Source organism: Candidatus Protochlamydia naegleriophila (assembly GCF_001499655.1).
Classification (GTDB): Bacteria; Chlamydiota; Chlamydiia; order Chlamydiales; family Parachlamydiaceae; genus Protochlamydia; species Protochlamydia naegleriophila.
This window is the reverse complement of record NZ_LN879502.1, coordinates 496,548-521,943: the sequence shown is the minus strand read 5'-3', so window position 1 is coordinate 521,943 and position 25,396 is coordinate 496,548. Positions and strand designations below refer to the sequence as shown.

Annotated in this window: 22 protein-coding genes, 1 tRNA gene and 1 pseudogene; 9 read left to right on the top strand and 15 right to left on the bottom strand. The window is 42.7% G+C overall.

The features are described from left to right. Nucleotides 1-87: 87 nt before the first annotated feature. The 4 genes and pseudogenes from PNK_RS02075 to ndk (PNK_RS13965) form a co-directional block, all read left to right on the top strand. The gene (locus PNK_RS02075; protein ID WP_059059990.1) at nt 88-609 is read left to right on the top strand and encodes a hypothetical protein; all 522 of its coding nucleotides are present in this window, start codon (nt 88-90) and stop codon (nt 607-609) included. Nucleotides 610-773: 164 nt separating this feature from the next. Then, entirely contained in the window at nt 774-1,205 is a 432-nt protein-coding gene (gene ndk / locus PNK_RS02070) for a nucleoside-diphosphate kinase (RefSeq protein ID WP_059059983.1), read from the top strand. 14 nt (nt 1,206-1,219) lie between these two features. Next, nucleotides 1,220-1,798, top strand: coding sequence for an anthranilate synthase component II (locus PNK_RS02065; RefSeq protein ID WP_032125903.1), 579 nt, complete (start codon nt 1,220-1,222; stop codon nt 1,796-1,798). A gap of 700 nt (nt 1,799-2,498) precedes the next feature. Beyond that, nucleotides 2,499-2,921: pseudogene (gene ndk / locus PNK_RS13965) on the top strand (nucleoside-diphosphate kinase); the annotation flags it as partial. A gap of 69 nt (nt 2,922-2,990) precedes the next feature. Here ndk (PNK_RS13965) and lptB read toward each other — a convergent pair. The 5 genes from lptB to folK all read right to left on the bottom strand — a co-directional run bounded on the left by lptB (nt 2,991) and on the right by folK (nt 7,426). Then, on the bottom strand, nt 2,991-3,731 hold the full coding sequence (gene lptB / locus PNK_RS02055) for an LPS export ABC transporter ATP-binding protein (protein WP_079992760.1): 741 nt from the start codon (nt 3,729-3,731) through the stop codon (nt 2,991-2,993). Further along, nucleotides 3,728-5,251: a hypothetical protein gene (locus tag PNK_RS02050; protein ID WP_059059982.1), complete on the bottom strand. Its 1,524-nt coding sequence runs from the start codon at nt 5,249-5,251 to the stop codon at nt 3,728-3,730. The genes lptB and PNK_RS02050 overlap by 4 nt, the downstream gene beginning before the upstream one ends. Next, on the bottom strand, nt 5,248-5,916 hold the full coding sequence (locus tag PNK_RS02045) for a hypothetical protein (RefSeq protein WP_032125022.1): 669 nt from the start codon (nt 5,914-5,916) through the stop codon (nt 5,248-5,250). The genes PNK_RS02050 and PNK_RS02045 overlap by 4 nt, the downstream gene beginning before the upstream one ends. A 29-nt stretch (nt 5,917-5,945) precedes the next feature. Continuing rightward, nucleotides 5,946-6,770 (bottom strand): 3-deoxy-8-phosphooctulonate synthase, encoded by an 825-nt coding sequence (gene kdsA, locus PNK_RS02040; RefSeq protein WP_051981851.1) that lies wholly within the window; start codon nt 6,768-6,770, stop codon nt 5,946-5,948. Between the two features lie 86 nt (nt 6,771-6,856). After that, nucleotides 6,857-7,426 carry a 2-amino-4-hydroxy-6-hydroxymethyldihydropteridine diphosphokinase gene (folK, locus tag PNK_RS02035; RefSeq protein ID WP_051981850.1) on the bottom strand — a complete coding sequence of 190 codons (570 nt, stop codon included), beginning with the start codon at nt 7,424-7,426 and terminating at the stop codon, nt 6,857-6,859. Nucleotides 7,427-7,887: 461 nt separating this feature from the next. On the opposite strand from folK, the gene PNK_RS02030 reads away from it, so the two are divergent. The 3 genes from PNK_RS02030 (at nt 7,888) to PNK_RS02020 (ending at nt 11,181) form a co-directional block, all read left to right on the top strand. Continuing rightward, nucleotides 7,888-8,259 (top strand): hypothetical protein, encoded by a 372-nt coding sequence (locus PNK_RS02030; RefSeq protein ID WP_032125021.1) that lies wholly within the window; start codon nt 7,888-7,890, stop codon nt 8,257-8,259. Between the two features lie 164 nt (nt 8,260-8,423). Further along, nucleotides 8,424-8,496, top strand: a tRNA-Arg gene (locus tag PNK_RS02025). Between the two features lie 24 nt (nt 8,497-8,520). After that, on the top strand, nt 8,521-11,181 hold the full coding sequence (locus PNK_RS02020) for a hypothetical protein (protein ID WP_059059980.1): 2,661 nt from the start codon (nt 8,521-8,523) through the stop codon (nt 11,179-11,181). Between the two features lie 567 nt (nt 11,182-11,748). Here the strand turns inward: PNK_RS02020 and PNK_RS02015 are convergent. From PNK_RS02015 to PNK_RS01980, 8 genes are all read right to left on the bottom strand, one after another. Beyond that, nucleotides 11,749-11,997, bottom strand: coding sequence for a KH domain-containing protein (locus PNK_RS02015; RefSeq protein WP_011174907.1), 249 nt, complete (start codon nt 11,995-11,997; stop codon nt 11,749-11,751). A 207-nt stretch (nt 11,998-12,204) separates the two neighbouring features. Then, nucleotides 12,205-12,648: a D-aminoacyl-tRNA deacylase gene (dtd, locus tag PNK_RS02010; RefSeq protein WP_032125020.1), complete on the bottom strand. Its 444-nt coding sequence runs from the start codon at nt 12,646-12,648 to the stop codon at nt 12,205-12,207. Between the two features lie 51 nt (nt 12,649-12,699). After that, nucleotides 12,700-13,668 carry an RluA family pseudouridine synthase gene (locus PNK_RS02005; RefSeq protein WP_032125019.1) on the bottom strand — a complete coding sequence of 323 codons (969 nt, stop codon included), beginning with the start codon at nt 13,666-13,668 and terminating at the stop codon, nt 12,700-12,702. 156 nt (nt 13,669-13,824) lie between these two features. Continuing rightward, on the bottom strand, nt 13,825-14,121 hold the full coding sequence (locus PNK_RS02000) for a hypothetical protein (protein WP_032125018.1): 297 nt from the start codon (nt 14,119-14,121) through the stop codon (nt 13,825-13,827). A gap of 173 nt (nt 14,122-14,294) precedes the next feature. After that, nucleotides 14,295-14,567, bottom strand: a complete 273-nt coding sequence (locus PNK_RS01995; protein WP_032125017.1) for a hypothetical protein — start codon at nt 14,565-14,567, stop codon at nt 14,295-14,297. A 199-nt stretch (nt 14,568-14,766) separates the two neighbouring features. Continuing rightward, a complete protein-coding gene (locus PNK_RS01990) occupies nt 14,767-15,381 on the bottom strand; it encodes a regulatory protein RecX (protein WP_158021668.1) in 615 nt (204 codons plus the stop codon). An 8-nt stretch (nt 15,382-15,389) separates the two neighbouring features. Further along, nucleotides 15,390-17,291, bottom strand: a complete 1,902-nt coding sequence (locus PNK_RS01985; protein ID WP_059059976.1) for a DNA topoisomerase IV subunit A — start codon at nt 17,289-17,291, stop codon at nt 15,390-15,392. Nucleotides 17,292-17,395: 104 nt separating this feature from the next. Further along, nucleotides 17,396-19,228, bottom strand: coding sequence for a DNA topoisomerase IV subunit B (locus PNK_RS01980; RefSeq protein WP_059059973.1), 1,833 nt, complete (start codon nt 19,226-19,228; stop codon nt 17,396-17,398). Nucleotides 19,229-19,504: 276 nt separating this feature from the next. Between PNK_RS01980 and pseB the strand changes: the two genes are divergently transcribed. Further along, nucleotides 19,505-20,539 carry a UDP-N-acetylglucosamine 4,6-dehydratase (inverting) gene (gene pseB, locus PNK_RS01975; protein ID WP_059059971.1) on the top strand — a complete coding sequence of 345 codons (1,035 nt, stop codon included), beginning with the start codon at nt 19,505-19,507 and terminating at the stop codon, nt 20,537-20,539. A 102-nt stretch (nt 20,540-20,641) separates the two neighbouring features. Here the strand turns inward: pseB and PNK_RS01970 are convergent, their stop codons facing one another. Next, complete coding sequence (locus PNK_RS01970; protein WP_059059969.1) at nt 20,642-22,147, bottom strand: GIY-YIG nuclease family protein; 1,506 nt, start codon at nt 22,145-22,147, stop codon at nt 20,642-20,644. Between the two features lie 688 nt (nt 22,148-22,835). On the opposite strand from PNK_RS01970, the gene PNK_RS01965 reads away from it, so the two are divergent. After that, nucleotides 22,836-23,858: a glutamyl-tRNA reductase gene (locus tag PNK_RS01965; protein WP_059059967.1), complete on the top strand. Its 1,023-nt coding sequence runs from the start codon at nt 22,836-22,838 to the stop codon at nt 23,856-23,858. A gap of 64 nt (nt 23,859-23,922) precedes the next feature. On the opposite strand, the gene asnS is transcribed toward PNK_RS01965, so the two are convergent. Then, complete coding sequence (gene asnS, locus PNK_RS01960) at nt 23,923-25,326, bottom strand: asparagine--tRNA ligase (RefSeq protein ID WP_032125010.1); 1,404 nt, start codon at nt 25,324-25,326, stop codon at nt 23,923-23,925. Nucleotides 25,327-25,396: the final 70 nt, after the last annotated feature.

Below are 25,396 nucleotides of genomic sequence, written 5' to 3'. Positions count from 1 at the left end.
ATATTAATAGATAAAATAAGTTTGAATTGATTCTCTTAAAAAAGTCAAAGAATTGCAATATAGCCGATTTATTCGCAAGGAGCCTTCATGTTAGTTACGCCAGGAAATATCCCGTCTCCAGTTAACTTCAATGAGCCGCATAATAGCCTTCTAGACCTTAACCAGCAAATTCATTCTTTATTAATTGACAGCTTTCAAGAATCGCCTCGAGACTCTATTCAAACGCGCATCCTGAAATTACAGTCTGAGATAAATGAATTCTCCATAGCAGCCATAAACGAGCCAGCGCAGCCTATCAATCTTCATACCAAAATGCAATCTCTCCAACAAAAAATCGATCAGATTAGCACCGATATACTTCTAACAAAAATCGATTCAGTCAATAATGAATTGCAGCAATTGCTAACCTCTAGCTTTGGCCTATCCAAAGACATCCAAGACTTACAAACCAATCTTATCAATCTTCAAGTAAAAACAGCAGAAATGAGGTATTTACTAGAGATAGACATCACCAACCACAAACTAGTCAAAAAGCAATTAAATATCTGCCAACAAAAAATTCACTCCCTCCAGTTTTCCACCCTTTTGGGGGATGGTCAAAAGTTTTAAAAAAACGGCAAACAAACAGTTTCTCTAAAGTAATGAGTTTGACGTGATTTTTTTAACCTTATTTGATAGAATCATGCCCATTCTTAGACCATGTCTTTATTCATAATAAAGACACGATCTTGTTATTTTACATCCATTCATGATGAATCAAAAGGAGAACTATCATGGCATTAGAGCGCACTCTTTCTATTATTAAACCTGACGCTGTAGGCAAAAATCACATTGGCGATATCATTGCCCGTTTTGAAAAAGCTGGTCTTCGCGTTATCGCATTGAAAATGAAGCATTTAGACAAAAAAGATGCGGAAGGTTTCTATGCCGTACACCAAGGACGTCCTTTCTTCAACGATCTAGTAGGCTTCATGATTACAGGACCTGTATTGGTCATGGTATTGGAAGGCGAAAACGCCATCAGCAAAAACCGCGATATCATGGGTGCAACTGATCCTAAAAAAGCAGCTCCTGGAACTATCCGTGCAGATTTTGCTCAAACGATTGATGAAAATGCCGTTCACGGATCAGATGCCGCTGAAACAGCTCAAGTAGAAATTGCTTACTTCTTCAAACCAGACGAAATCTGCGTTAGAACACGTTAACCACTTGTTTGATTTTGTTACTCTTTATCGATAATTTTGACTCCTTTACTTATAACCTCGTGCAGTGCTTTCAGATTATTGGCATCGAACTTCAGGTTGTTAGGAATCAAGCTCTATCGCTTGCCGATTGCTTGGACCTGCGCCCCACTCATCTTGTGATTGGGCCGGGGCCAGGCTCTCCCTCTCAGGCGGGATTATCTAAATCTCTAATGCATGCCTGTGCAGGGCATCTACCCATTTTAGGCGTGTGTTTAGGTCATCAAGCCATTGCAGAGCTCTATGGAGGGGACGTGATTCGATCTGCTTTCCCCATGCACGGCAAAACCAGCCCCATACACCACGATGGACGAGGCGTTTTTCATGGCATTCCTCAAGCTTTTCATGCTACCCGCTATCATTCTTTAGTTGTCAAAAAAGAGACCCTACCCGAATGCCTTGAAATTTCGGCAGAGACACCGGACGGTGAAATCATGGGGCTCCGCCATCGCTCGTGCAAGATGGAAGGCGTTCAATTTCATCCAGAGTCGATTCTGACCGAGTATGGACTTTCTCTCCTTAGGAATTTTCTTGACAACAGGGATGGATCTTTATAACTTGAGTTTTCGGTTTACATAGACATGGCTAGTTGAATCCAGCCAAATTATCTTCATTCAGTACCCACTAATTGTGCTCTCTTCAAGATTTTCTCATTTTGCCATTGAACAGACATCATGCTCATTTCTTTAAAAAATTGTTTCTTGACAAAGGAGCCAACTTTATTGTCTACTAAGCAACTTTTTGCGTACTTTGAGTGTATTCCTTAACTTTAACTAGGATAATGCTATGAATTTTCATTTCGTAATGACTTTATCTGTTGCCGCTGCCTTACAAGCAGGACTTTATGCACAACAACAGCCACAACGTCAAGGACTAGAAGTCCAGGTACAGCGCCTGCCTTCTTCGAATGAAGGAAACTACTACGACAATAGTGGTGCGCCTCAACACTCTTATAAAGATGAGCACGGCTCTTACAATCAAGATTCTAGCCGAGACTATGACGATAACGACCACGATCAAGATGACGATAATGATTGGGATGACGAGGATGACAATGACGACTATGAACGCGCAGGCAATGTCAAAAAGAGCGAGCCTCAGACTCAAACAAGCAACTGGAGAAATACACAAAACCAGCCTGCTTACCGCACAAACACTACTGAAGCTACTCGTCCAGCAGTTGTTCAACAAAGACCTGTAGCAGCAGTTGTTCAACAAAGACCTGTAGCAGCAGTTGTTCAACAAAGACCTGTAGCAGCAGTCGAACAGACGCTTTCGATCATTAAGCCCGATGCCGTTCAAAACAATCACATTGGCGAAATTATTTCTCGCTTTGAGCAATCCGGCCTAAGAATTGCAGCGATTAAAATGACAACGCTTAGCAAGGATCAAGCTGGGAAATTTTATCAGGTTCACCGGGACCGCCCTTTCTATAGAGATCTCGTTGATTTCATGTCCTCTGGCCCGGTCGTTATTTTAGTCTTGGAAGGCAATCAAGCCATTACGAAGAATCGCGAAATCATGGGAGCGACTGATCCTAAAAAAGCGGATAGAGGCAGCCTACGTGCAGACTTTGCTGAATCGGTGACTCGCAATGCTGTTCATGGCTCAGATAGCCCCGAGACAGCCAAAGAAGAAATCCAGTTTTTCTTCCAGCCAAGCGATATCTCTCACCGCTAGAGTATCTCACGATTAATCACGGGGTTTTACCCCGTGATTCTATTCATCCATCGCGAGTGTGATCCGCCACTACATCTTGAAATCTGTGCCAAGGTAGGTTCTCTTAGCCGTTTCATTGTGTATGAGCTCGTCAACTGTGCCTTCAAGAGCGACCCTGCCTTCTTGAACCAGATAGCTTTTATGGACCACCGAAAAAATTTCGCGGGCATTATGATCGGTAATAAGGATGCTAATCCCTTTTTTTGAAAGCAGCTGAATCAAGTGTTTGACATCTTGAACAGATAACGGATCAATATTGGCAAAAGGCTCATCCAGCATGAGCAGAGATGGATTGGTCACGAGCGAGCGGGTAATTTCAACTCGCCTTCTCTCCCCCCCTGACAGGGCCGCAGCCTTCTTCTTTGCAAGATGCTCGAGGTGAAGCTCACCTAAGAGCTCTTCTAAACGATTTTTACGCTCTTGTTTGGTTAGCGGAAGACTCTCCAAAATGCATAAAATATTTTGCTCAACCGTTAAACTGCGAAAAACAGAAGGCTCTTGGGCTAAATACCCCATTCCCATCCGGGCACGCTTGTGCATGGGAATAAGCGTCACATCCGCTTCCTGGAAAAATACCTTCCCTTCGTCCGGCCTGATTAATCCAACCGTCATATAAAAGGCTGTCGTCTTACCCGCGCCGTTCGGACCTAATAAACCCACAATTTCCCCTCGATGCACCTGGAAAGAAAGCCCATTAACGACTCGCTTTCCTCCATAACTCTTGACCAGGTTTTGCACATCTAAACACATTGAATAAGACTTATCGGTCATGGTCCTTCCTGCTTCGTATTTTCATCCAAACTAAAACGCTGGCGCAACTGATTCAGTTCTTTCTCAATAAAGGTAAAACGTACATCTCCTATGCCCTGAACAGAGCTTTTTTGATTCTGCTCATCTCGCCTGATTTTCAAGGCCGGGGCGCTCATTTGAACATTGTTGACCTTATCAAAGAATAAGACCCGATTGCCATTTTGGCCAGATAAAACAATTTCTTGGGTGATTGGAAAGTAAGCAACGTGGTCGGCTAAGGCGTATTGCAAAATAGAGCTCGACTCTTGAAAGTGCCCGTCGAAACGATTCAGTAATTTCACATGTCCCTCCAAGACAATTTTGGCAGGAACCAATTCTCGATCTTTCCATGCATAAAAAAGCTGCACCTGATCGGCATAGATATCACCCAATGCATCTTCAAAGTACACTTGTTTATCCAATTGAATACTTCCGAGCTCATCTTTTGGGCTTTGCATGGTTGTAATTAGACGCTCATGGTCCACAACAAGCTGTCCATGGCATAAAATTTTATGAGTCAGCTCTTTCATTTTATCTTGATAGGACATCGTTGTCTCTTGCGGCGAAACGATAGAGCGCAGGGCCTTTTTGCCATCGACTTGTGCTTGATAGATGATGACTTCGTGCTCGGTATCAATTTGAGCAATTTCATCCTGCTTGACGCTAACATGCCCTTTTAAATTCAAAAATTGCTCCATATCGTTCCAGATAAGGCCATCAGCGCTAAATTGAATATTTTGGGTCGATTTCTTACCTTGTTCAATGTGAAGAATCCCTTTTGGATCATCTAAATAGAGTTGCCTTTGAATGGTATCCACACGAATAGAGTGGGCTTGAATGCTATCTCCATTCGTATTCGTTAAGAGGCAATAAGGCTGCTCTTCTTGAGCTGTCAGATTCAAGATTCCTGCAGTCGTCTTAGCAGTTAACAGGCGCTCGTAAAAAGCGCGATCGGCCAATAAGAGGTAATCTTGATTATAATATACGCGCACCTGCTGATGTGTCAGTACATTTTTAACCAACGTTTTAGGAATGCTTGTACCGGGTAGTGGCTGACGTACAAGCTCTACCTGCATCTCATGCCCTTTAACTACCAATGCCGGACGCTCTTGCCCCTCTTCCCCCACATTGCGGTAGACAACATCTGGATGAATGCTATTCCCCAAGAAGTTTCCTGTTAGCTTCAAATAATCAATGTCTGCTTGCTGGCACTCCAGCTGACCGCCACCTTGAAGCTCGATCAAAATATCATCGTTAATCTTGAGCAACGTGAAGCGCCCTTTTTGCCCTTCCTGCTCGGCAGGCATCACCGATAAGCGATGAGCCGAAATTTTTCCTAAGCCGTGTTGAACAACCACTTGCCCCACCAAAGAGATGGCTTGTCCATCATATTCGGCTTCTCCGGAACTGATGACCATCTGTTCTGCCTGGTCATTTTCTTGGCCAGCCAGAGAACAAGTAAAGACAAGGGAAAGAATAGAGATAAATCGTAAATAATTCAAAATGCTTTACTCCAATCTTGAAAGGCAGCCTGTAATCCTTGGGCTTTAAAAGAGCGATCGTTTTGCGAAAAAGACAATTGGATTCGTTTAGCTTTACCCGTCATCACTGGGGAAAAAGAGTGGATCTTATCGATCCATTGATGACCGGGAAGCATGTAGCGCGCCAATTGGACATCGTCTGCAACCAGCTGCTCCGTTTTATAGTGATAAACTGCTTGTTTGGCGTTCAAGCAGCGCAAGAGCTGCTTGGGCGCGCAGGATTGACCCATTAACAGCTTTTGCTGATCAGAGATAATCTTGCCATTGTCCGAACAAAAAACGAGTTTTTCTTGGCACGAACAAGAGACATCTTTAAAATGCTCAACCAATTCGACCGCATTTTCCTGCTGCCCAAACCTCAATTCAGAGCTTTCACTTTTTAAACGCCATTGCAAGCGCTCATTATCCTTCACAAAAAAGACTTGTTTAGTCACATGGTAGCGTTGCTGTTGCGTTGCAAATGGCTTACTCTCCTTATCAGGCCGCTTAGTCGAGCGATCGCTGTATTCCATCAATCTTTGATAGTTGTGATAGTCTTTTAATCCTGGTGTGTGAAAAAACCAAACACAGCCTGCAACAAGTAATGTCCACAAAAGCACCAAACCCGCAATTCTTTTTCTAAACATAGTATCCTATGAAGGCGCGCTTCCTTCCGTTATTCCTGCTGCTGAATCAATTCATATAGTTGTTTGAATTGAGGCAATAGCCGATCCAAGTCTTTAAAATCCATGACCGAGGCAGCATCGCTTTTTGCCTGTGCAGGATTCGGATGCGACTCGATGAATAAGCAGTTTGCTCCTGCCGCTAAAGCCGCTTTAGCAAGCACCGGGATGAATTGGCGGTCGCCGCCAGACATGGAGCCGAGCCCGCCTGGTTTTTGCACAGCATGCGTTGCATCATAGCACACAGGGTATCCCAGACTTTGCATAATCGGAATTCCACGCATATCGCTGACAAGATTATTGTAGCCAAAGGTTGTGCCGCGGTCGACTAAAATGATCTTATGATTGTTCAGCGAAGTAATCTTATTGACCACGTTTTCCATGTCCCAAGGGGCTAGAAACTGTCCTTTCTTAACGCTTACAACCGCCCCAGTTTCTGCCGCTGCAAAGATGAGGTCTGTTTGCCTGCATAAAAAAGCCGGAATCTGAATGATTTCACAAACCGACCCTACAGCCCGCGCCTCTTCGGGCGAATGCACGTCGGTAACTACGGGCAGATCGAACTCTTTTTGCACTCGTTCTAAAATGCGCAATCCCTCTTCGAGACCTGGGCCACGGAAAGAATCAAAAGCGGAACGATTAGCCTTATCATAGCTAGATTTAAAAATTAACTGAACGCCATGTTTCTCGAACATTTTTTTCAATGTTTCTGCGGCTTGGAGACAGTGTGCTTCACTTTCAATAACGCACGGGCCCGACATAACCACTAAAGGTTCTTTGGGGCCAATGGCAAAATTTTTAACGATCACTCGGTGCATATTAGCCTCATATAAAGTAGAGGGTTATTCAAATGAGTAATTTATCTATAAGGCAACCAAATCTGCCTAAGAGCTGTCTATCTGCTCTACAACCTACTATTTGGATGCCTGATGGCTATTTTTTCTCGAACGGGTTCGACCCACTGCAAAGAATGCGAGGAAAGAGTATGAATCATCCCCTCTAATTCGTAATGCTTCAGCATTTCACCTTCTTGAATCCATAATACAGGGATTAAATCTAGTAAAGGAACCAGGACAAATAGACGCTCTTTCCAGCGAGGATGAGGAATTTCCAATTCATCGTCTAGATGCGTGTGCATGCCATAGAAAAGAATATCAATATCGATGACTCTTGGCGCCCATTTTGGTTTGGGAATTTTACCTAAATTATTTTCGATTCTTTGGGTCTTTTCGAGCAATGCCTTGGGAGCAAGTGTTGTTTGAAAGCGGCACGCAACATTAATAAACGCATTTTGATTCTCATCTCCAACAGGGGAGGTATGATAAAATGATGAGACTTCAAAAAAACCCTCAGAAAGCAAGGTCAGTGCATCTAATGCCTTTTCGATCGCTTCCCAACTACTCTCTTGGTTACCCCCCAAGCTCAAATAAACTGTTGTAAGCCGATGAATCCCATCGCTTTCCTTTTCATTCATAAACACTCGTCTTGTACATCAAAAAGCTAAAATCATTTCTGAACTCATGCAAAAAGCGCAATCGAACTTTCAGCTCCAAAGGCAAGGCATTCCCATTTACTGCATAAATGAGTGCGCTGTCATCCTCGTGGAAAATCAAAATTCCTTGTTTGCTCTTTAATCTCCTGTTTGCACAAGTTCAGATTTTTAAAAGTCCTTTAAGTTTAGTGGGATATTCAATAAAAAAAAACCTTTTTGTGCACTATCCCCTCTATCACAAAATGCACGGCATTCACTCCTTCCTTCTCTTTCCAAACTATTTTTTTATTCATTCACATTAAAAGCGACTATTACTTATTTTGATTGATTTTATTAATTTAGATTTATTACCATCTTATTTCTTAAAACATTCAGAAAAATCCAAAAATCTCTCAGATCCATTCAGAGAGTGAAGATTAAATTCAGAAGCTAAAGGATTTACCATGAACGCAGAAACAGCTCCTACTCTTCCTCGTTTATCTACTTTACCGATTGGGGCTTGCATGGAAGCAACAGTCGGTTTTACTTTTGGAAAATTGTTTAGAACCAATGCAGGCATGGCTGCTGCAATTACAGCTATTTATTTTATCGGCAAGCAAATTTTATATCACACCACCAATAAGCTAATTGGCAATGGGCAAGAATTGCGGTCCCATAAGATTTTTGTAGCCACCTTTTCGATTACGCATACAGCTTTTTTAGTCGCTTTGAGGCAGTTTAACATCATTGGACAGCCAGGCTTCCTGTGGTTGGGCGCCTTTGGCAGCATTGTTGTTGCACACAGGAGTTTTTGGATTTACAAACACACCCTCTAAGATAAGAAACCCAGCACATGTGAATAGGCTTACGCGCTAAAGCTTGCAGTTAGCTTGGGGTATTTTTTATCTGAAGCAGAAAAGTGCTTGAAAATAACAACAACACTCGTTACTATCTTGGATTTTATTGCGATCATTCGCATTAACCTGCCCTAAACCCTTCTGGACTGATAGCTCAGTGGATAGAGCACCCGCCTTCTAAGCGGGTGGTCGTAGGTTCGAATCCTACTCAGTCCGATTTGATTCCAATAATGGTCCTCTATGACTCAATCATTGAAGAATTCTCAGGAAGCAAACTCCCCTTTAACGCAGCAAGCGCTCTTCTCTTTAAATGAAATCCCTTTGTACGATGCGTTTCCAAGCATCGATACAATCATTGCTTCGTTTCGATCGCCTGAATTTTTAGCTCTCAGCGTGCGCAAGAGATTCAGAACAGTTAATCGCGCTCTTTACGATCTCATTCAAGAAGCCCCAGCTAAGTCTTTTCTTCTAGGCGCAGTTTTAGCCTTTATGGATCGCATCAATCGCGAAAAAGTCTTGAATGAGCCTCTGAATATGGCTTCGTTCGAGTTTTGGCTCAATAACTTTTCAGACTTATCCGACCACGACAACTATGAGACCCGTGCTAAAATTGCAGGGCGTTGGATTCCACGCGGCGATTATCAAGCTTTTTTCCCCATCGGCATGGATCGAGTCTATACTGGCAGCCATTTTGTAGCAGCCCATCTTTCCCCAGACGTTGACACCATGGTCGCCTCTTTTTGGGGTTGGGTTGATGCTTTTGCGGCACGTGTTGGATCGGGTCTTCATCTATGGTGCTTGCCAGGCGGGCCGCCTGATTCGCCAGTGACCTCTATCATCAATGAAATGTTTGGACCCGGCCTTTTCACTTCTTTACCGCGCACAGCCCAGACATTAACGTTGACAGCCATGGATATGGTTACCCAGAAACTCTTGACGAAAGAAGTGGGCGGAACCCTTACTGGCACGATCGATCATGGCTCCAATGAAAAGGCCGTGATTCTCATTGATGACAACGGCCATTACTTAGGTGATTGGCGCAGCTCCGACGTCGAAATTGTACGCCAGATCATCATCCTGTTTAAATCTTGCTTAAGATGGTTTGAAAACAATCTTCACACGCGGCTGATTACTCTCTTTGCAAAGATCGATCTTTCAGTCAAAGACTTTCCGGCATTCAACTCCTCTGTTTTTGACGTCAAAATCAAAGATTGCGAACCAGCCCTAGAATTCAATGAAAAGCAGAAAAATGATTTGCAAGATTTCTTCTGTAAAATTTTAGGAGTAGAAAAAGGATTGAATGGCACTTTTGGCGATCTAATCCATGCACTCCACCAGCTGTCGATTTCCGAGCTTGCCGCTTTTCAGCAGAAAGTAGAGTCTCTTCCAACAAGCGATATTTTTGACGAGCAGGGCAAACTCAAAGAAGACCGCCCAAAAATTTTCCATCGCCTTGAGAAAATCATCAATCACTTGGATGCTGCCATTCACAACGTTCGCAATTACGTAGAGCGGCTGGACATTGTCTTAGGAATCAAGCATAAGGTCCTCGGTTTTCCCCTACTATACATCAACTTGCGCAGCGACGTCGATGAAATGCGCCATAAAATGCAAAACTACGACTTTTTGACCGTTGTCATTCCGGAAAAAAATGGCTCTCTCTTCCCTGTCGGCATTGTACGTGCTGGAGATCTGCGCATGACAGGCCTTGGAACCGTTAGCTTAAGAGATTTTTGTAATTTGGAAGAAGTCAAAATGGCTTCTTACCTTGAAGTCATAAGCGTCGTAGACCATCACAAGAGCTCATTAAAGACACTATCCGTGCCGTCAGCCCTGATTGGCGATGCACAGTCCTGCAATGTCCTCTTAGCTGAGCAAGCTTTCCTTATCAACGATCACTACAGCCTGGGCGGCATGACGCCAGAGCAAATCGAATCGCACATTCAAGCCATTGCTTCTACGCCGACTAATCCAAGCCAAATACGCATTTTGCAGCGCCTTCTTCAGCGCCGCATGGCAGCGCATCGTACGGACGCTTTTTACGTCCATCCCAAGCGTGAGTTCCAAGAGTACTTAAGTTACCTACATGCCATTTTGGATGATACCGATCTTTTGACAAAAGTTTCCAATCGCGACTTAAACTGCGTGGCTCAGCTCCTCAATCGTTTAAAGTCATTGTCGGTTGGTTACGAAACAGAAATTATTCATTTTGACGACATCCCGAAGAATAAAGCCTTCACAAAAATTGCTGCTCAGCGCATCTTGCAACAAGAAGACATGTATTCTCTTTATAAAAAGATCTATGATTTCAGAGAAACATCTGTAGAAGATAATTTAGCTCTCTGCATCAGCGGCCATTATTCGAATATTTTCCTTGATGCCAAAGAGCAAAATGGATGTGCACGTGTTGGACAGACGAAGATATTTGCTTCCAACTTCAATTATTTCCTCGATCATGCACAAGAAATTCGCTCCATTTGGCTGAATAAGTCTCAAGAAGTTAATCAAGAGCATCCTGAAATTGACTTACACATTCACATGATCAGCACGATTGCCAGTGCAGAAGAAGTGTATCGAAACATGGTCGGCCCCCACCCTCACAGCGACGAGCTCTGGTTTTGGATTCCAGAAACCCAACAGGGCAACGATCATCTAAATAGTTTCTTAGCTGGCTTCCAATATGCCGTGAAGGGAATTAAAGATAGCATGGAGATCGACATTTTAGGCTCCAATGCACATGATTTCATCCAAGCCTTTTCTCAATACTTCCCGGAAGTGCCAAGAAAAGTCGCGCCCAACACCCAAGAAGGGATGCCTATTGCCGTCTTGCGCTTTAAAGCCGGCGCACTCAATTCCCGCAAATCGATGATTACCCCCTTCTTGCCGCGCTTGATTTCTTAGCTTTCTTGTACGCGTTAATACCCCGAATCTCTTAGAGAATCGGGTATTAATGCAGACGATGAGGCAGAGCACACAGGTTTCTTGCCAATTAGCCGCTCTTCGGGCTTTCATTATTTGTATTCCGTCACTGTGGACTTTAAAATTCGGCCAAACCGTCTCTCACAATCCCGCATCCAAGCGGGATTTGCCAGATGGAATCAATCGAATCTGATTCTTCCTATATCTAGCCCACTCTTTTTGTTAGCACCTATAAAGTAAAGTGAATGCATGTATTAGAGGCTTTTAAGCCAGATCTTAGAGCCTACAGTGTGGATAAATTAAATAGAAACAACAAGAGCTCGAAGAGTGACTAATTGGCAGAAAATCTCTGCACCTCTTCGACTCCCTATCTCTTGCGTTAAGCAAAGAATAAACTAATTAGTGGCGCTTAATACAATAAACCAAGAAAAGTCTTAAAATTTTAAAAAAGATAAAAACGAACCATCAAAAAGGGTTTTTGATGGGAGTAAGAGAGAAGCGTAAGTGTTAGTTAAGCAACACATTACGCCACAAGAGAATGAAAGGAAATTACTCGGGTCTTGAATTTTCTTCCAAGATTTCCAAGTTAACGCGAATCCCATTGCGGCTTGCAACAGACATCAGAAGCGTGCGGATCGCATTGATCGTTTTCCCCTTTTTTCCGATAATTTTGCCGATATCAGATTTTTCAACAGATAATTCGATAATCAGTGTCTGTGTGCCGCCGATTTCGTTAATCTTAACCTTGTCCGGATGATCCACCAAATTCTTAACTATATATGCTACAAATTCTTTCATAATTCGATCCTTTGCAAATATGAAACGTTGATAACCTTCGACGTCGTATGCAATACAACAGGATTGCCATTGAAATCGACGATAGCGAATTATTATATAATTTTCTAGTAAAAACTATCAAAATATTTTTTTATTAAATCTCTGAATTTCTGAACTTTTCTCCATAAAATCAAAGAGAATGCAAGCAAAGCGAAAAAAAATAAAACGCTATTTTCCCGAATCAATGATGAGCGTAACTGGACCATCATTGATTAAAGACACCTGCATATCAGCACCAAACTCGCCTGTTTCCACGATCTGAACCTCTTTTTTCAACTTTTCAATAAATTGTTGATAAAGTGGCAATGCGATCAGAGGCGGCGCAGCTTGCAGGAAATCAGGACGTCGTCCACTGAGACAATTACCATACAAGGTAAATTGACTCACAACTAAAATGGAGCCCCCTTTTTCCTTAATATTGACATTCATTTTGCCTTGAGCATCGCTGAAAAGGCGCAAATGAACCAGCTTATTGACACACCATTTAACCTGTTCTAAGCCATCATCCTTGTGAATGCCTAATAAAACGACAAGCCCAGGTCCAATGGCACTATAGAGTTGCTGTTGAATATGAACGGCTGCACTAGTCGCTCGCTGAATAACAAGGCGCATATTGATCTCTCATCTTACACAATTCTAGCTTGTACCAAAAAACTGGAATTCTTACTCTTTTTTCCCCTTTTCATCTTGCAAATAAGATGAATCTGGAATGATTCTTCTGATAAAACGCATCATTTCCGGAGGAGGGGGTGCAAAAAATTCCAGCTGCTCCTTAGTCACAGGATGCTGAAAGCGCAACTTCGCTGCATGCAAAAGTTGATGAGGAGCACTATAATAAAGATTGAGAGGGTTTTGCCCGTATAAAGCGTCACCGAGCACAGGAGTCCCCTTGTATTTGAGATGAACGCGAATTTGGTGCGTACGCCCCGTTGCAATGACAACTTGAACTAAGCTCAGCTTGCCATTCCAGCCAAGCGTCTTGCAAAAACTAATTGCAGGCCTTCCTGAGGGAACAATTGCCATTTGCTTGCGAAGAATGGGATGGCGTCCAATGGGTGCTTGTATCTCTCCATCGGGCGGTCGACCAATGCAGACGGCTAAATATTCCTTGTAAACTTGTCTCGAAGCAAAAAGCTCGATCAATTTTTGCTGCATCTCTAAAGTCTTTGCCGCAATCAAAAGACCCGATGTATCTTTATCAAGCCTATGGACAATGCCTGGTCTGTTGGTATTGGGCGGGACCGGCAACTGCTGACAATGATAAAGGAGGGCATTCACAAACGTTCCCGACCAATTACCAGGAGCTGGATGAACAACCATCCCAGCCGGCTTATTCACCACCAATAAGTGATCATCTTCATAAACGATTGTTAATGGAATCGCTTCCGGACTCAAATCAGCTTCTGGCGTCGCAGCAAACTGCACTTCGACTTCATCGCCAGCCTGTAATTTAGTTCTCTTCTTAACTGGAGACCCATTAACTAAAATAAGATGCTCATCAATCAGATACTGGAAATAGGTGCGTGAATGCTTTTCACTAAAGCGTCTGGCTAACACCTTGTCTAGACGCTCTCCCGCCTCTTCCTCGGTAATGATTAAGCTGTCAACATCATCTGCTTCTGTATTCATCATTCAATTAAATTTCATAAATTGAGTTAGTCGGTTGTTAAACCAGAAATCCGCTTGAGACCAACAAACTCAGCGTTAAAGGTTAGGAGGATAACTGATTTTAACAAATAATGATATATACAAAACGTCTGAATAGTGGATTTTTGAATTCTTAGACGCTCAAACTGACAAAGGGATCGCTAAGACGACCAGGGGATGCCCTTTATAGTCATAATCCGCAACCAAACGCTTGAGCAGACTATAAATATGCATATGCAGCGACTCGAGCTTCGCCAAATCGACACACACACCCATCTGTTTACCAAGATACACTTGGCCTTGATGGACAATTTCTTGTAAATATTCGCCGTCGCAATTTTGAATGAATAAAGAACGGATAGGATCGGCTACTTGAGCCAATGCCACCTGATAAGACGAAGTGCTCGGAAAAGCTAAAAATAATTGATAGTCAAACATGGTTTCATCCTACCGCTTTTCCCTGTTTAAGCAAAATGAAACTTAAAAATTAATAAGCCTATTCCGACAACCAACAACCCAAACTCTTGCTCCTCTAAATGAAATTCAGAAGAGCAAAGCGTAGATTAGAAATGATTGCCGGAATAGGCTTATTAATGCGAGAGAGCTATTAACTAGCTTCCCTTAGCCCTATCCGATGCATCGCGCCACATCTGCTTTAATCTTTCCTGGCTTGCCTTCATTTTATTGCAAATCTCAGTAGCAATACCCATCATCATCTTGTCATATACCTCAGGCGCACGCTTCTTAAACTCTTCCAGACTCTTCACTTCCGAACTCGCAGTAAGCCCACTTCCGGAAGCTCCGGTTGGATTAGATTGAACCTGCTCGTCTACACCAGTTGTTGCTACTTGCTGACCGGCTATTGGGCTAACATTGTCTGACATATCGACCTGCCTATTGAAATAGCTGAAAACTTTTTACTCTCTATTTTTATATTAACACGATGATCTATAAATTACAATTAAGATGGTAAAAAATTAATTAATAATTAAATTAACTCGATTCCTAGCAACCTATTACATTTAATAGAAACCAAAGCTTTTTGGACTTGTTATTTTAGAGCAATCAGTTAGAGGCAGAGGCTTAATCACCTTCTGTGGAATCCTCTAAAGCGGCTTGGATTTGTTCGAAAGCATATCCTTTGCGCATGAGGGAAGCAATAACCTTCTGTTTCTCTCGAAAATCGTTTAGATTCTTGTTGCGATAGCGGGTGCGAAGAAGGTAGGCAATCGCGCCTTTTTCTTCTTCCGGGCAATTCCAATTCGAGCGAATCTCCTGCAGCGTTTCAGCCGTCAGTCCTTTAGCCTGCAATTTTAACAAAATAGAGCGTAAGCCATTCTTCTTTTTTTGACTGCGCATGCAAGATTCGATCCAAGTCTCGTCATCTAAATAGCCGGAAGAGAGGCATTCATCAATCACTTTAGAGATCGTTTGTTGGCACACGAGACGCTCGCGCAAAAGCTTGTGCAATTGCTGTGAATGGTACGGTTGGTTGGATAGACGCCAAATGACGTAGTTTTTTACTCTTTGATACTCCCATTTTTCAAAAACTTCTTTCCATTCGGCTCTTGTTGCACAAGAAGGGCAAGAGGGATCTCTTCCAAAAATAGAGGTGTGAATATCCCTCCATGCTTCACCATCTAAGAAGATCGTCCTGAGCTCTTTTCTCCCCTCTTTGGGCATCACTTCTATTTTCAAAGAGACCTCTATTTGACTAAAACGATTTTTTTGACTTCTCGATTTGCCATTCTAATGCCTTTTGCCGAAACCCCTTTAACAGCCACCTTATCAATTTGGAATTGCGTTTTCGCAAGCGTTTGGCGCGGTTTGGGAATAAACTGTAGCTCTAATGTTACTTGAGAGTCTGTGGAAATAAATTCTAAGCTCATCCCTTCATCCAGATAGCGGTAAACCTTTTCTAAAATGAACTTTTCAATAATAAAGCGTTTAGCATAGACATAATGTGTCTCAGGATCTCGGTAGACTACGTTGACAACCGTTTTTTTGTCTGCAATTCCGACATAGACCACTTTATTGCCGTTATGGTGCACATATTGCTTTTCAGGAATGTTGATGACCTGATACGTACCGTCCTTAAAAATGACCAGCAGTTTATCAAAGTTTGTACATTCGATGACGTGAGGGCTTACGACTTTCGTTCCCACAAAGCCAGTGGCTGGATCGAATCCAACCGAGACTTGACGGGTTTCCATCGCCCTTGTATTGACCTGCTGAATCGCCTGAATTTCGGTCTTGCGAGGATAGTCGCTCGCGAACTTCTTAATCAGCCCGTTCAAGTAGCGAATAGCCACCTTTTTAATGCTCTTCAAATCTTTTTCAACCACTGCCAATTGCTCGCCATAGGCCAGAATATCTTCTTGATTTTTTTTGATGTCGAAGCGCGAAATGCGGCGAATGGGAATGCTTAACAAGCGCTCGCGATCATCTTCTGTCGGTTCCCGGAGCAGCTGAGAATGAAAAGGAACCAAGCTTGCAGTAATGGTTTGGTGAACTTTTTCGTAAGAGTCTAAATTTTCGATGAGCTTATACAATCGATTTTCAATAAAGATTTGCTCCAAGCTCTTCTCAAAGATTTTCTCCTTTAAACGATCTTGCTCAATCTCAAGTTCCCGGCGCAAATACTCTTGCAGCTTTTCGGTGTATAGGTGGAGAATTGAATCGACGTCTGTTTCCCATGGATAATTGTCTTTAATCACAACAATCTGTGAGTGGAGCGTTACCTGGCATTCTGTATAAGCATAGAGGGCATCGAGGAGATCTTCAGCATACTGTCCCCTTGGTAATTTAATTTCGATTTCAACTTTTTCCGCCGTATAATCATTAATCGCATCGATTTTAATCTTCCCTTTTTTGGCAGCCTCGTCGATCGAGCGAATGAGCGATTCAGTTGTCGTCCCGTAGCAAATTTCGGTAATCGTCAGCGTTTTGGCATCGCGCACTTCAATTTTAGCACGCAAACGAACCTTTCCCCTCCCATTGTCGTATTCGGTCGCATCCATGATCCCGCCAGTTGGGAAGTCTGGCAAGATATTGAAAGGTTTTCCTTCCAAAATGGCAATTTCAGCCTCTAACAGTTCGACAAAATTATGAGGAAAGATATGCGTGGACATTCCAACGGCAATCCCATCTGCACCTTGCAACAAGACAACCGGAATTTTAGCGGGCAGGCAAACAGGTTCTTGGTGACGTCCGTCGTAGGAAGGCAGGGTCGCTGTCAAATCGGGGTTAAAAAGCGTTTCTTTAGCCATAGGAGTCAAGCGCGTCTCGATATAACGCCCAGCTGCTGCTGGATCGCCTGTAAAGAGATTGCCAAAATTTCCTTGTCTATCGAGGAGGTAGCCTTTATTGGCAATATTCACCAAGGCCTCAACGATTGGAGCATCGCCATGAGGGTGCAAAGCCATCGTCTGACCGGCTACATTGGCCACTTTGTGGAGTTTTCCATCATGCATCTGCCATAGCGTATAAAGAATGCGGCGCTGCACAGGCTTCAGGCCATCGATAACATGTGGGATCGCACGATCCAAAATCACATAAGAAGCGTATTTGATGTAATGATCTTGCATCAGCTGTTTAATATCTTCCATGACCAATTCCTACATAAATCCAAAATTATAAGCACAAGAAATGAGATAAAGAAAAGTATGCTTTCCAACTGCTAGAAGGCTTTCAAGCAATCAGAAAGCTATTTTTACGCTTCGGCTAGAACCGATGTGAGCCCATCTTCATTGATGAGATTTTGCATGATAAACTGCTTACGCTCAGGCGTATTTTTTCCCATATAAAATTGAAGGGTCGGCTTAATATCAGAAAAAGAGTTAATGGTGACGGGAATCAACCGAATATTTTTACTGATAAATTGCTTAAATTCAGAAGGAGAAATTTCGCCAAGCCCTTTAAAACGGGTGACTTCCACCTGTTTTTTGAGTTTATTCACGGCCTTATTTTTTTCTTCTTCGCTATAGCAATAAAGCGTCTGCTCTTTATTGCGCACTTTAAAGAGTGGCGTCTCCAGAATGTAGAGGTGGCCATTCAAAACAAGCCCTTCGAAGTAGGTCAAAAAGAAGGTAATTAACAAATTGCGAATATGCATCCCATCCACGTCGGCATCAGTTGCCAAAATGACCTTGTTATATCGCAGCTGAGCAATGTCATCTTCGATATTGAGGGCATTCATCAAATTGAACATTTCTTCATTTTTATAAAGCTGATCCAATTTCATGCCAAAGACATTCAGAGGCTTTCCTCGCAAAGAAAAAACAGCCTGGGTCAAAGGATCGCGCGTGGCAACAATCGAAGCACTCGCTGAATCCCCTTCTGTCAAGAAAATCATCGTCCCTTCACTGTGAGGCGAGGCGTCTTGATAGTGATATTTGCAATCCCTCAATTTTGGAATTTTAAAAGAGATTTTCTTTTGCTTTTCTTTGGCCTCTTTCTTAACAGCCGCAAGCTCCCGTCTGAGCTTCTCATTAAAAGCGATGCGTTCAATCAAACGGTTGGCAATGTCCGGATGTTTGTGAAGAAGGGTGACTACAGCTTCTTTGACTTCCTGTACAACAGGAGCGCGCAATTCATTATTGCCCAATTTATTTTTGGTTTGCGATTCAAAAATCGGATCCTTTACCCGTACGAGTATCGTACCAACGATTCCTTCCCGTACGTCAACGCCTTGAAAGTTTTTCTTCGTAAATTCGTTGACCCCTTTAAGCATCCCTTCGCGAAAAGCCGATAAGTGCGTTCCTCCATCAGAGGTATACTGTCCATTGACAAACGAAAAATAACTTTCTCCATAGCTCTGGGTATGCAAGAAGGCAAACTCAAGCAATTTACCTCTATAGTGGAGAGGTTCATAGAGGCGGTCATCCGTGACTTCCGCATTTAAAAGGTCCAACAGGCCATTCTCAGAACGAATGCCTTCCCCATTGAATTCTATGATCAAACCGGCATTCAAATAAGCATAATGCCATATTCTCTTGGCTATATACTCATTTTGAAAGCGGTACTTTTTAAAGATTTCGGGATCGGGAATAAATTCAACATAGGTTCCATTCGCCTCGCTCGTCTTTCCTTTCTTCTCTTCTTTTAAATGCCCCTGGCTAAAGTGCGCCTCTACGTATTCGCCATCGCGATAACTCTTTACAACAAAATAACTGGATAAGGCATTGACAGCCTTTGTACCCACCCCATTCAACCCAACCGAAAACTGGAACACATCATCATTGTATTTAGCTCCAGTATTGATCTGACTGACGCATTCTACGACTTTTCCAAGCGGAATACCCCTTCCGAAATCGCGCACGCAAACAAGCCCTTTCTCTTCATCGACTTGAACGATAATTTTTTTGCCGTGCTTCATAATGAATTCATCGACGCTATTGTCAATGACTTCTTTGAGCATAATATAAATGCCGTCATCCGGATTAGAGCCATCACCCAAACGACCGATATACATACCGGAACGTAAACGAATATGAGCGAGGGCATCTAAGGTCTTAACTGTGCTTTCGTCGTAATGTTTTGCCATGCGTTACAATCTTTTAATTTGTGAACAAAGAGAATATAGCTAATCTAGCCTTTTTAGCAATTAATTTCAAAGGCTGCCAATTCCTTGACCGAATAAGCAGTCGTATTTTAAAGCAATTTGTTACATAATCGCAAAGGAGAGAACCTTTCCTCACGGAATAGGAGAGTGTCTGTAAAATCCGATGTTGGGTGCTTGCCTGGAAGTTGCAAAGCCGATCCTATTTTGCAGACGCCTTCTAAGCAATCTATTTTAACTTTCTAAACTTGGAAATGCTTTATGTCATCTATTTTTACAGATCAATCGATTTTGATTACGGGCGGATCAGGCAGTTTTGGGCGAGCATTAGCCAAGCGCATTTTAAAAGAAAATACATGCCGCAAAGTCATTATCTTCAGTCGCGATGAATGGAAGCAGTGGGAAATGCGCCGTAGCGATCCAATTTTTGACCATCCCAAGATCCGCTATTTTTTAGGGGACGTTCGCGATTCACAGCGTTTAATGCGTGCCTTTAAGGATGTCACCATGATTGTGCATGCCGCAGCGCTTAAGCAAGTCCCAGCTGCCGAGTATAATCCATCCGAATTTATTAAAACCAATATCATGGGAGCCATGAACGTCATCGATGCGGCTATCAATTGTGGCGTTCAAAGAGTCATTGCCTTATCGACCGATAAAGCCGTCAATCCGGTCAATTTATATGGAGCGACCAAGCTTTGTTCAGATAAATTATTTGTAGCTGGTAATTCGTACGTTGGCGCGCAAGGATTCCCCTCCTTCTCTGTCGTCCGCTACGGCAATGTGGCTGCCAGTCGCGGTAGCATCATCCCCTTTTGGCAAACGCTCATTCAACAGGGTATTCACGCACTGCCCATTACCGATGAGCGCATGACAAGATTTTGGATCACTTTAGAGGAGTCGGTCGACTTTGTTTGCCATTGCTTTCAAATAATGAAAGGGGGAGAGATTTTTATTCCTAAAATTCCAAGCATCAAGATTCTAGACCTGGCGGACGCCTTAGCCCCCCATCTGCCCAAAGAGATTTGCGGTATTCGTCCAGGAGAAAAACTGAACGAATTAATGATTAGCTCTGACGATGCACGTCACACGGTCGAATTTGACCGTCATTACGTCATCATGCCCGAGCTTATAGCGGATGCAGATGAGCGCATTCCATCAGAACATACAGCCTACCCGCTCAAAGGCAAGCCCGTTCTGCCCGATTTTGTTTACGCCTCTCATACCAATAGCAAATGGCTGACAGTGGAAGAAATCCGGCAATTTTTAGCACACAGTCAGGCCGGCCCCTTATAAGGAATAGGCACCCTCTGAACGAAAGGGTGCCTTTTATTGCAACATGAGATTGTTGCAAAAGGCTCCTATGATTGCAGGCAATCACATGGCTCATGCAAGAAGTCATTCCAGTACTTCATCGATTTTTCTTTTTTTGCAAACCGCCAATAGTCTCTTTTTATAGTCGGCAATCGGTCCCCCTCCTCCCTTGTTGCAGTTAAATCCCTTTTTAGAAACGAGGCTGCCAACCAGTTCAATCGTTTTTCTTTCTGCCTCGCCGAGTGTGGTAACAATATGATACTTTTCCTTCTCCTCGTCCGACATACTCTCTACATCGTAACGAATCGGTAAAAAACCAGCTGTAAAATCTAAAGGATTTTTACCCATTGCCGGATGCAAAGCGCCACCTTTCGCCTTTGGATCAAACTTTTCCTCATTTTCAGAATGGTAAACTTCGGCACCATAACCATGTTGCTTTAAACGATCCGAAGGAGATTCCTGCATCGTTCCCCCTACATAGCGCTTCTCGCTCGATATGCTTTTAATGGAGTAAAGAAAACCTTGTGCTGGAGAGGTTCTCGATGAGGACAATTTTTTTACTGTCCTATGAAATCCAGGCGTTAACTGAAGCCGAATTTGCCCATTTTTATTCGTTTTATAGGGATATCGTTTAACGGGAGTGATGGGACAATCTTTAGGAATCGCATAAAATGTTGGCTTTTCTTCCGAGCGAGCAAGGCCACCTGCCCCCCCTTTGCGCCTGTTGTAAAGGCTGCAAACGGCCTCCTTACAGTCAATAAACTGAGTTTCAAACGCGTTGAGATCTTCTTCTTCAGTCAAAGCGTGTAAAATTCCCACTTCGAATTGGCCTGGATTTTTTCTAACGTCTGCAATAAATTCCTGCTCATCCAAATCAACTTCATCTGAGTTAAATGCTTGCTTATATCCTGACAAACGATCGGAAAAAGATTGACCTGTTTTTCCAATGAGCAATTTATTATTTTCTGTATTTCTGAAAACGTAAATCAATTTTTTTATGCGGCCAATCTGACTTGGAATCGTAGCCGTAATTTTATTTTCGCTACTAAATAAGGAAAACCATTGTTCGGGCTCTTTATCCGTAAAAAAACGGAGGCGTTCCTGCGAAATTTTGTCTTCTTCCGTGGGGCCCTCTACTTCTACGGGCCACTCCTCTTCTTCTTTAATAGGCAGCTCTTCTTGCTTCACATCAACCAGCATAGCTTCGCCGAAATCCGGAAAAGGGATTACCTCCTCTTCGCTGAAATCAGAATACTCCTCTTGAGTTGTTAAACAGGAGTTAAAACTATCATCATTGCAACTGTACTCGTCATCGTCAAATAACCTTCTCCTAATCCCTCCTAAGCCAGAAAGAGCAACCCATTGCGTCTTCCAGCTCACAGATTCTTCTGGCTGATAAGGAGAGGCGTGACTGCTCGGACTGCTAAAATATTTGACTTTTTGGGATTTAATAGGACGGAAGAGCGTGTCCTCTTCATCAAAACCGCCACTCACACTCCCATCTATAACAACTTCTTCATCACTATGAAATGAATGATTATTCCAATCAATTTCAACTACATTAAATATATTATTAAAAGCATTTAACATACTTTATTCTCACATATAATTTAAAATTTTAAATAATTCCAAAACATTATATGCGAGCATTTAGATAAATTTATATAAAAAACAAAAATTTAATATTTTAACTAAATTAAATTTTTAATTAAATAGTAAATAAATAATTAATTTACTTATTAATAAAATTTATATTACGAGCATTTCGTTAAATGCAAATTTAAATTAACTATTAATTCAAGTAGTTAAAATTATAATTAAACAACCAAGAAAAATTTTATTTACAATTTGACAAAACTTTATTTATTAAAAATCTCGATTTTATAAGAGGATAATTAATAAAGAACTTGTGAGTGTGTGAAGTTAAAGCGCAAAACTGGCATGAGGAGGGATAAAAATTCTCGATCGCAGATCGCACTTGTTAATGACTTTCAAGGATTTTTTTGATTCGGTTATCCGCCCGTTATTTGCGAAGTGCGGATTTTACGATCTGCCTCGCTGAAGGAGCCTCTAAAAGCATGCGTGCCTTTAAGCTGCAACATTGGCTTGGTGCGCAGAGCAGATTTCAAAGCTAAAGCCTTAGAATAAAGGCTTGTGCAACGTGTTTTGAATGGCAATAAGGAGCTTAGATAAAAGTATATTTGGCAAGAATTAACATTTTTTTTATAAAGATGCCATAGATACGACAAACTGCGATCGAAAAAAGGAGCAACGACTTATGCGAGTGGGTGTCGTCGGCATCAATCATAAGCTAGCAGATTTAAAATTGCGGGAAGCATTGGCCAAGACTTGTCAAAAGCGATTTGGCGCCGGCCATTCTGTCCATGATCAACATCATTTCATTTTGCTATCGACGTGCAATCGTACAGAAGTTTATTTTAGCTCGAATGATTTAGCTGTAACCCATAGCTATCTCTTGAGTATCTTGCGTCACGACGTCAAAGAGGAATTTGATCATAAGCTCTATTCTTATTTTGGCGTAGATTGCTTTAGTCATTTAACACGCGTCACATCCGGACTTGATAGCGCAATTATTGCCGAAACCGAGATTCAGGGGCAGGTTAAAAATGCCTATGAGCTAGCGACAAGCTATTTATGCCTGCCAAAGGAACTGCATTTTCTTTTTCAAAAATCCTTAGGGATTTCGAAAAAAATCCGGTCTGAGTTACAGCTGGGCAGAGGGATGCCGAACCTCGAACATGCGATCCTGCAGACCGGCAAGCACTTTTTTAAAAGCTGCACGCAAGCGCGCATTCTTTTTGTCGGCACATCTGATATTAACCAGAAAATTTTAGGATTTCTGCGCTCGAAAGATTATGCCAATATTACCATTTGCAACCGATCTAATGCGCGTGCACTTCAATTAGCACACGTTCATGGTGTTCAGCAACTGGATTGGCATCAATTGGCTGCATGGCATCAGTATGACTGGGTGATTTTTGGCACAAAGTCGCCAGATTATTTGATCAGACATCAGGATGTGAGTGAAGAAGCGAAGGGGCAGAAATTGATTATGGATTTATGTGTCCCGCGCAACGTAGAACCGAAACTTAGTCAGGATCCGCGCATTACACTATTGAATATCGATCAAATCAACCGACTGCTTAAGATTCGCCACCGCTGCATGACACATACGCTCGTGGAGGCTGAAAATAGGATCAATGAAGCCACCCACAATCATACGGCGCGCTATATTCAAAAAGAGCAGTCAAAGATTGCAGTCTTGGCCGCCTCAGCCTAGCTCGGGCGCTGTAGAAGCTACAACCTGAGTGTTGGGTGTGCCAACACTCAGGTTTTTACTTTTCCTAGAAATCAGCCTTTCCAGGATAGCGTGGGAAAGGAATCACATCGCGAATATTTTCCATGCCAGTTGCGAACTGAACGAGCCTTTCAAATCCGGCACCAAAGCCTGCATGCGGGACGCTGCCGTATTTACGCAATTCGAGATACCACCAATACTCTTCGGCTGGCAGATTGAACTCTCTAAGCTTTGCCTCTAGATGACTCAACCTTTCTTCACGCTGGCTGCCTCCGATGATTTCTCCCACCTTGGGAACTAGCACATCCATCGCCGCGACTGTTTTATTATCCTCGTTTGTGCGCATATAAAAGGCTTTAATTTGCTTGGGATAATCTGTCAAAATGACCGGTTTTGCAAAAAATTCTTCAGCCAAAAACCGCTCATGCTCAGATTGCAAGTCCAGACCCCATTTAACGGGAAATTCAAAACTCTTATTGGCTTTTTCCAATACGCGCACCGCATAGGTATAGGAGGCACGCTCAAAGGGTGTATTAATCACATGCTCCAAGCGTTCAATAACCCCAGGAGAAACATGCTTATTGAAAAACTCCATATCCTCTTGGCAATTATCCAGTACATATCTCAATACATACTTGAGATAAGCTTCTGCACAATCCATGTTGTCGTTCAAGTCTGCAAATGCCATTTCAGGCTCAATCATCCAAAACTCGGCTAAATGGCGCGAAGTGTTTGAGTTTTCGGCACGAAAAGTGGGTCCGAAAGTATAGACATCGGAGAGGGCGCAAGCGTAAATTTCCCCGTTCAACTGACCAGACACAGTCAAATAGGCCGGTTTGCCAAAAAAGTCTTGCGTATAGTCCACTTTGCCTTGAGGCGTCTTAGGAGGATTGGCAGGATCAAGCGTCGTCACTTGAAACATCTTTCCGGCACCCTCGCAATCAGATCCGGTAATAACGGGCGTATGAATGTAGAGAAATCCCTTGCTTTGGAAAAACTGGTGCGTAGCGAAGGCGAGCGCATTGCGAACGCGCGTGACTGCACCGATCGTATTCGTACGGGGACGCAGATGTGCAATCGTGCGTAAGAATTCAAAGGTATGGCGTTTTTTTTGTAGGGGATAAACTTCCGGATCACATTTTCCGATAATCGTCACCTCTGTCGCATGCATTTCTAACGATTGTTCTTTTCCAGGACTTTCTACGACAGTTCCTTTGATAGCGACAGATACGCCTGTTGAAAGCTGATTGATCAAATTGGCATAGCCTGGGATATCTGGCGTAGCAATAATTTGGAAGTTAGAAAGAGTCGACCCATCATTAATTTCGATAAACGTAAAGGTTTTTTGGTTACGAACCGTCCTTACCCATCCCTTTAAAGTAACTTCATGTCCGATGAAGGACTGAGCCTCCGCACTCTGATACTTGAGACTTTTAATTTTTGTACGCATGAACCATACTCCGCTAGTGTTTAATATTTTTTTGGTCTGTCTAAGAGGCTTACAAAATACGATCGGTCGA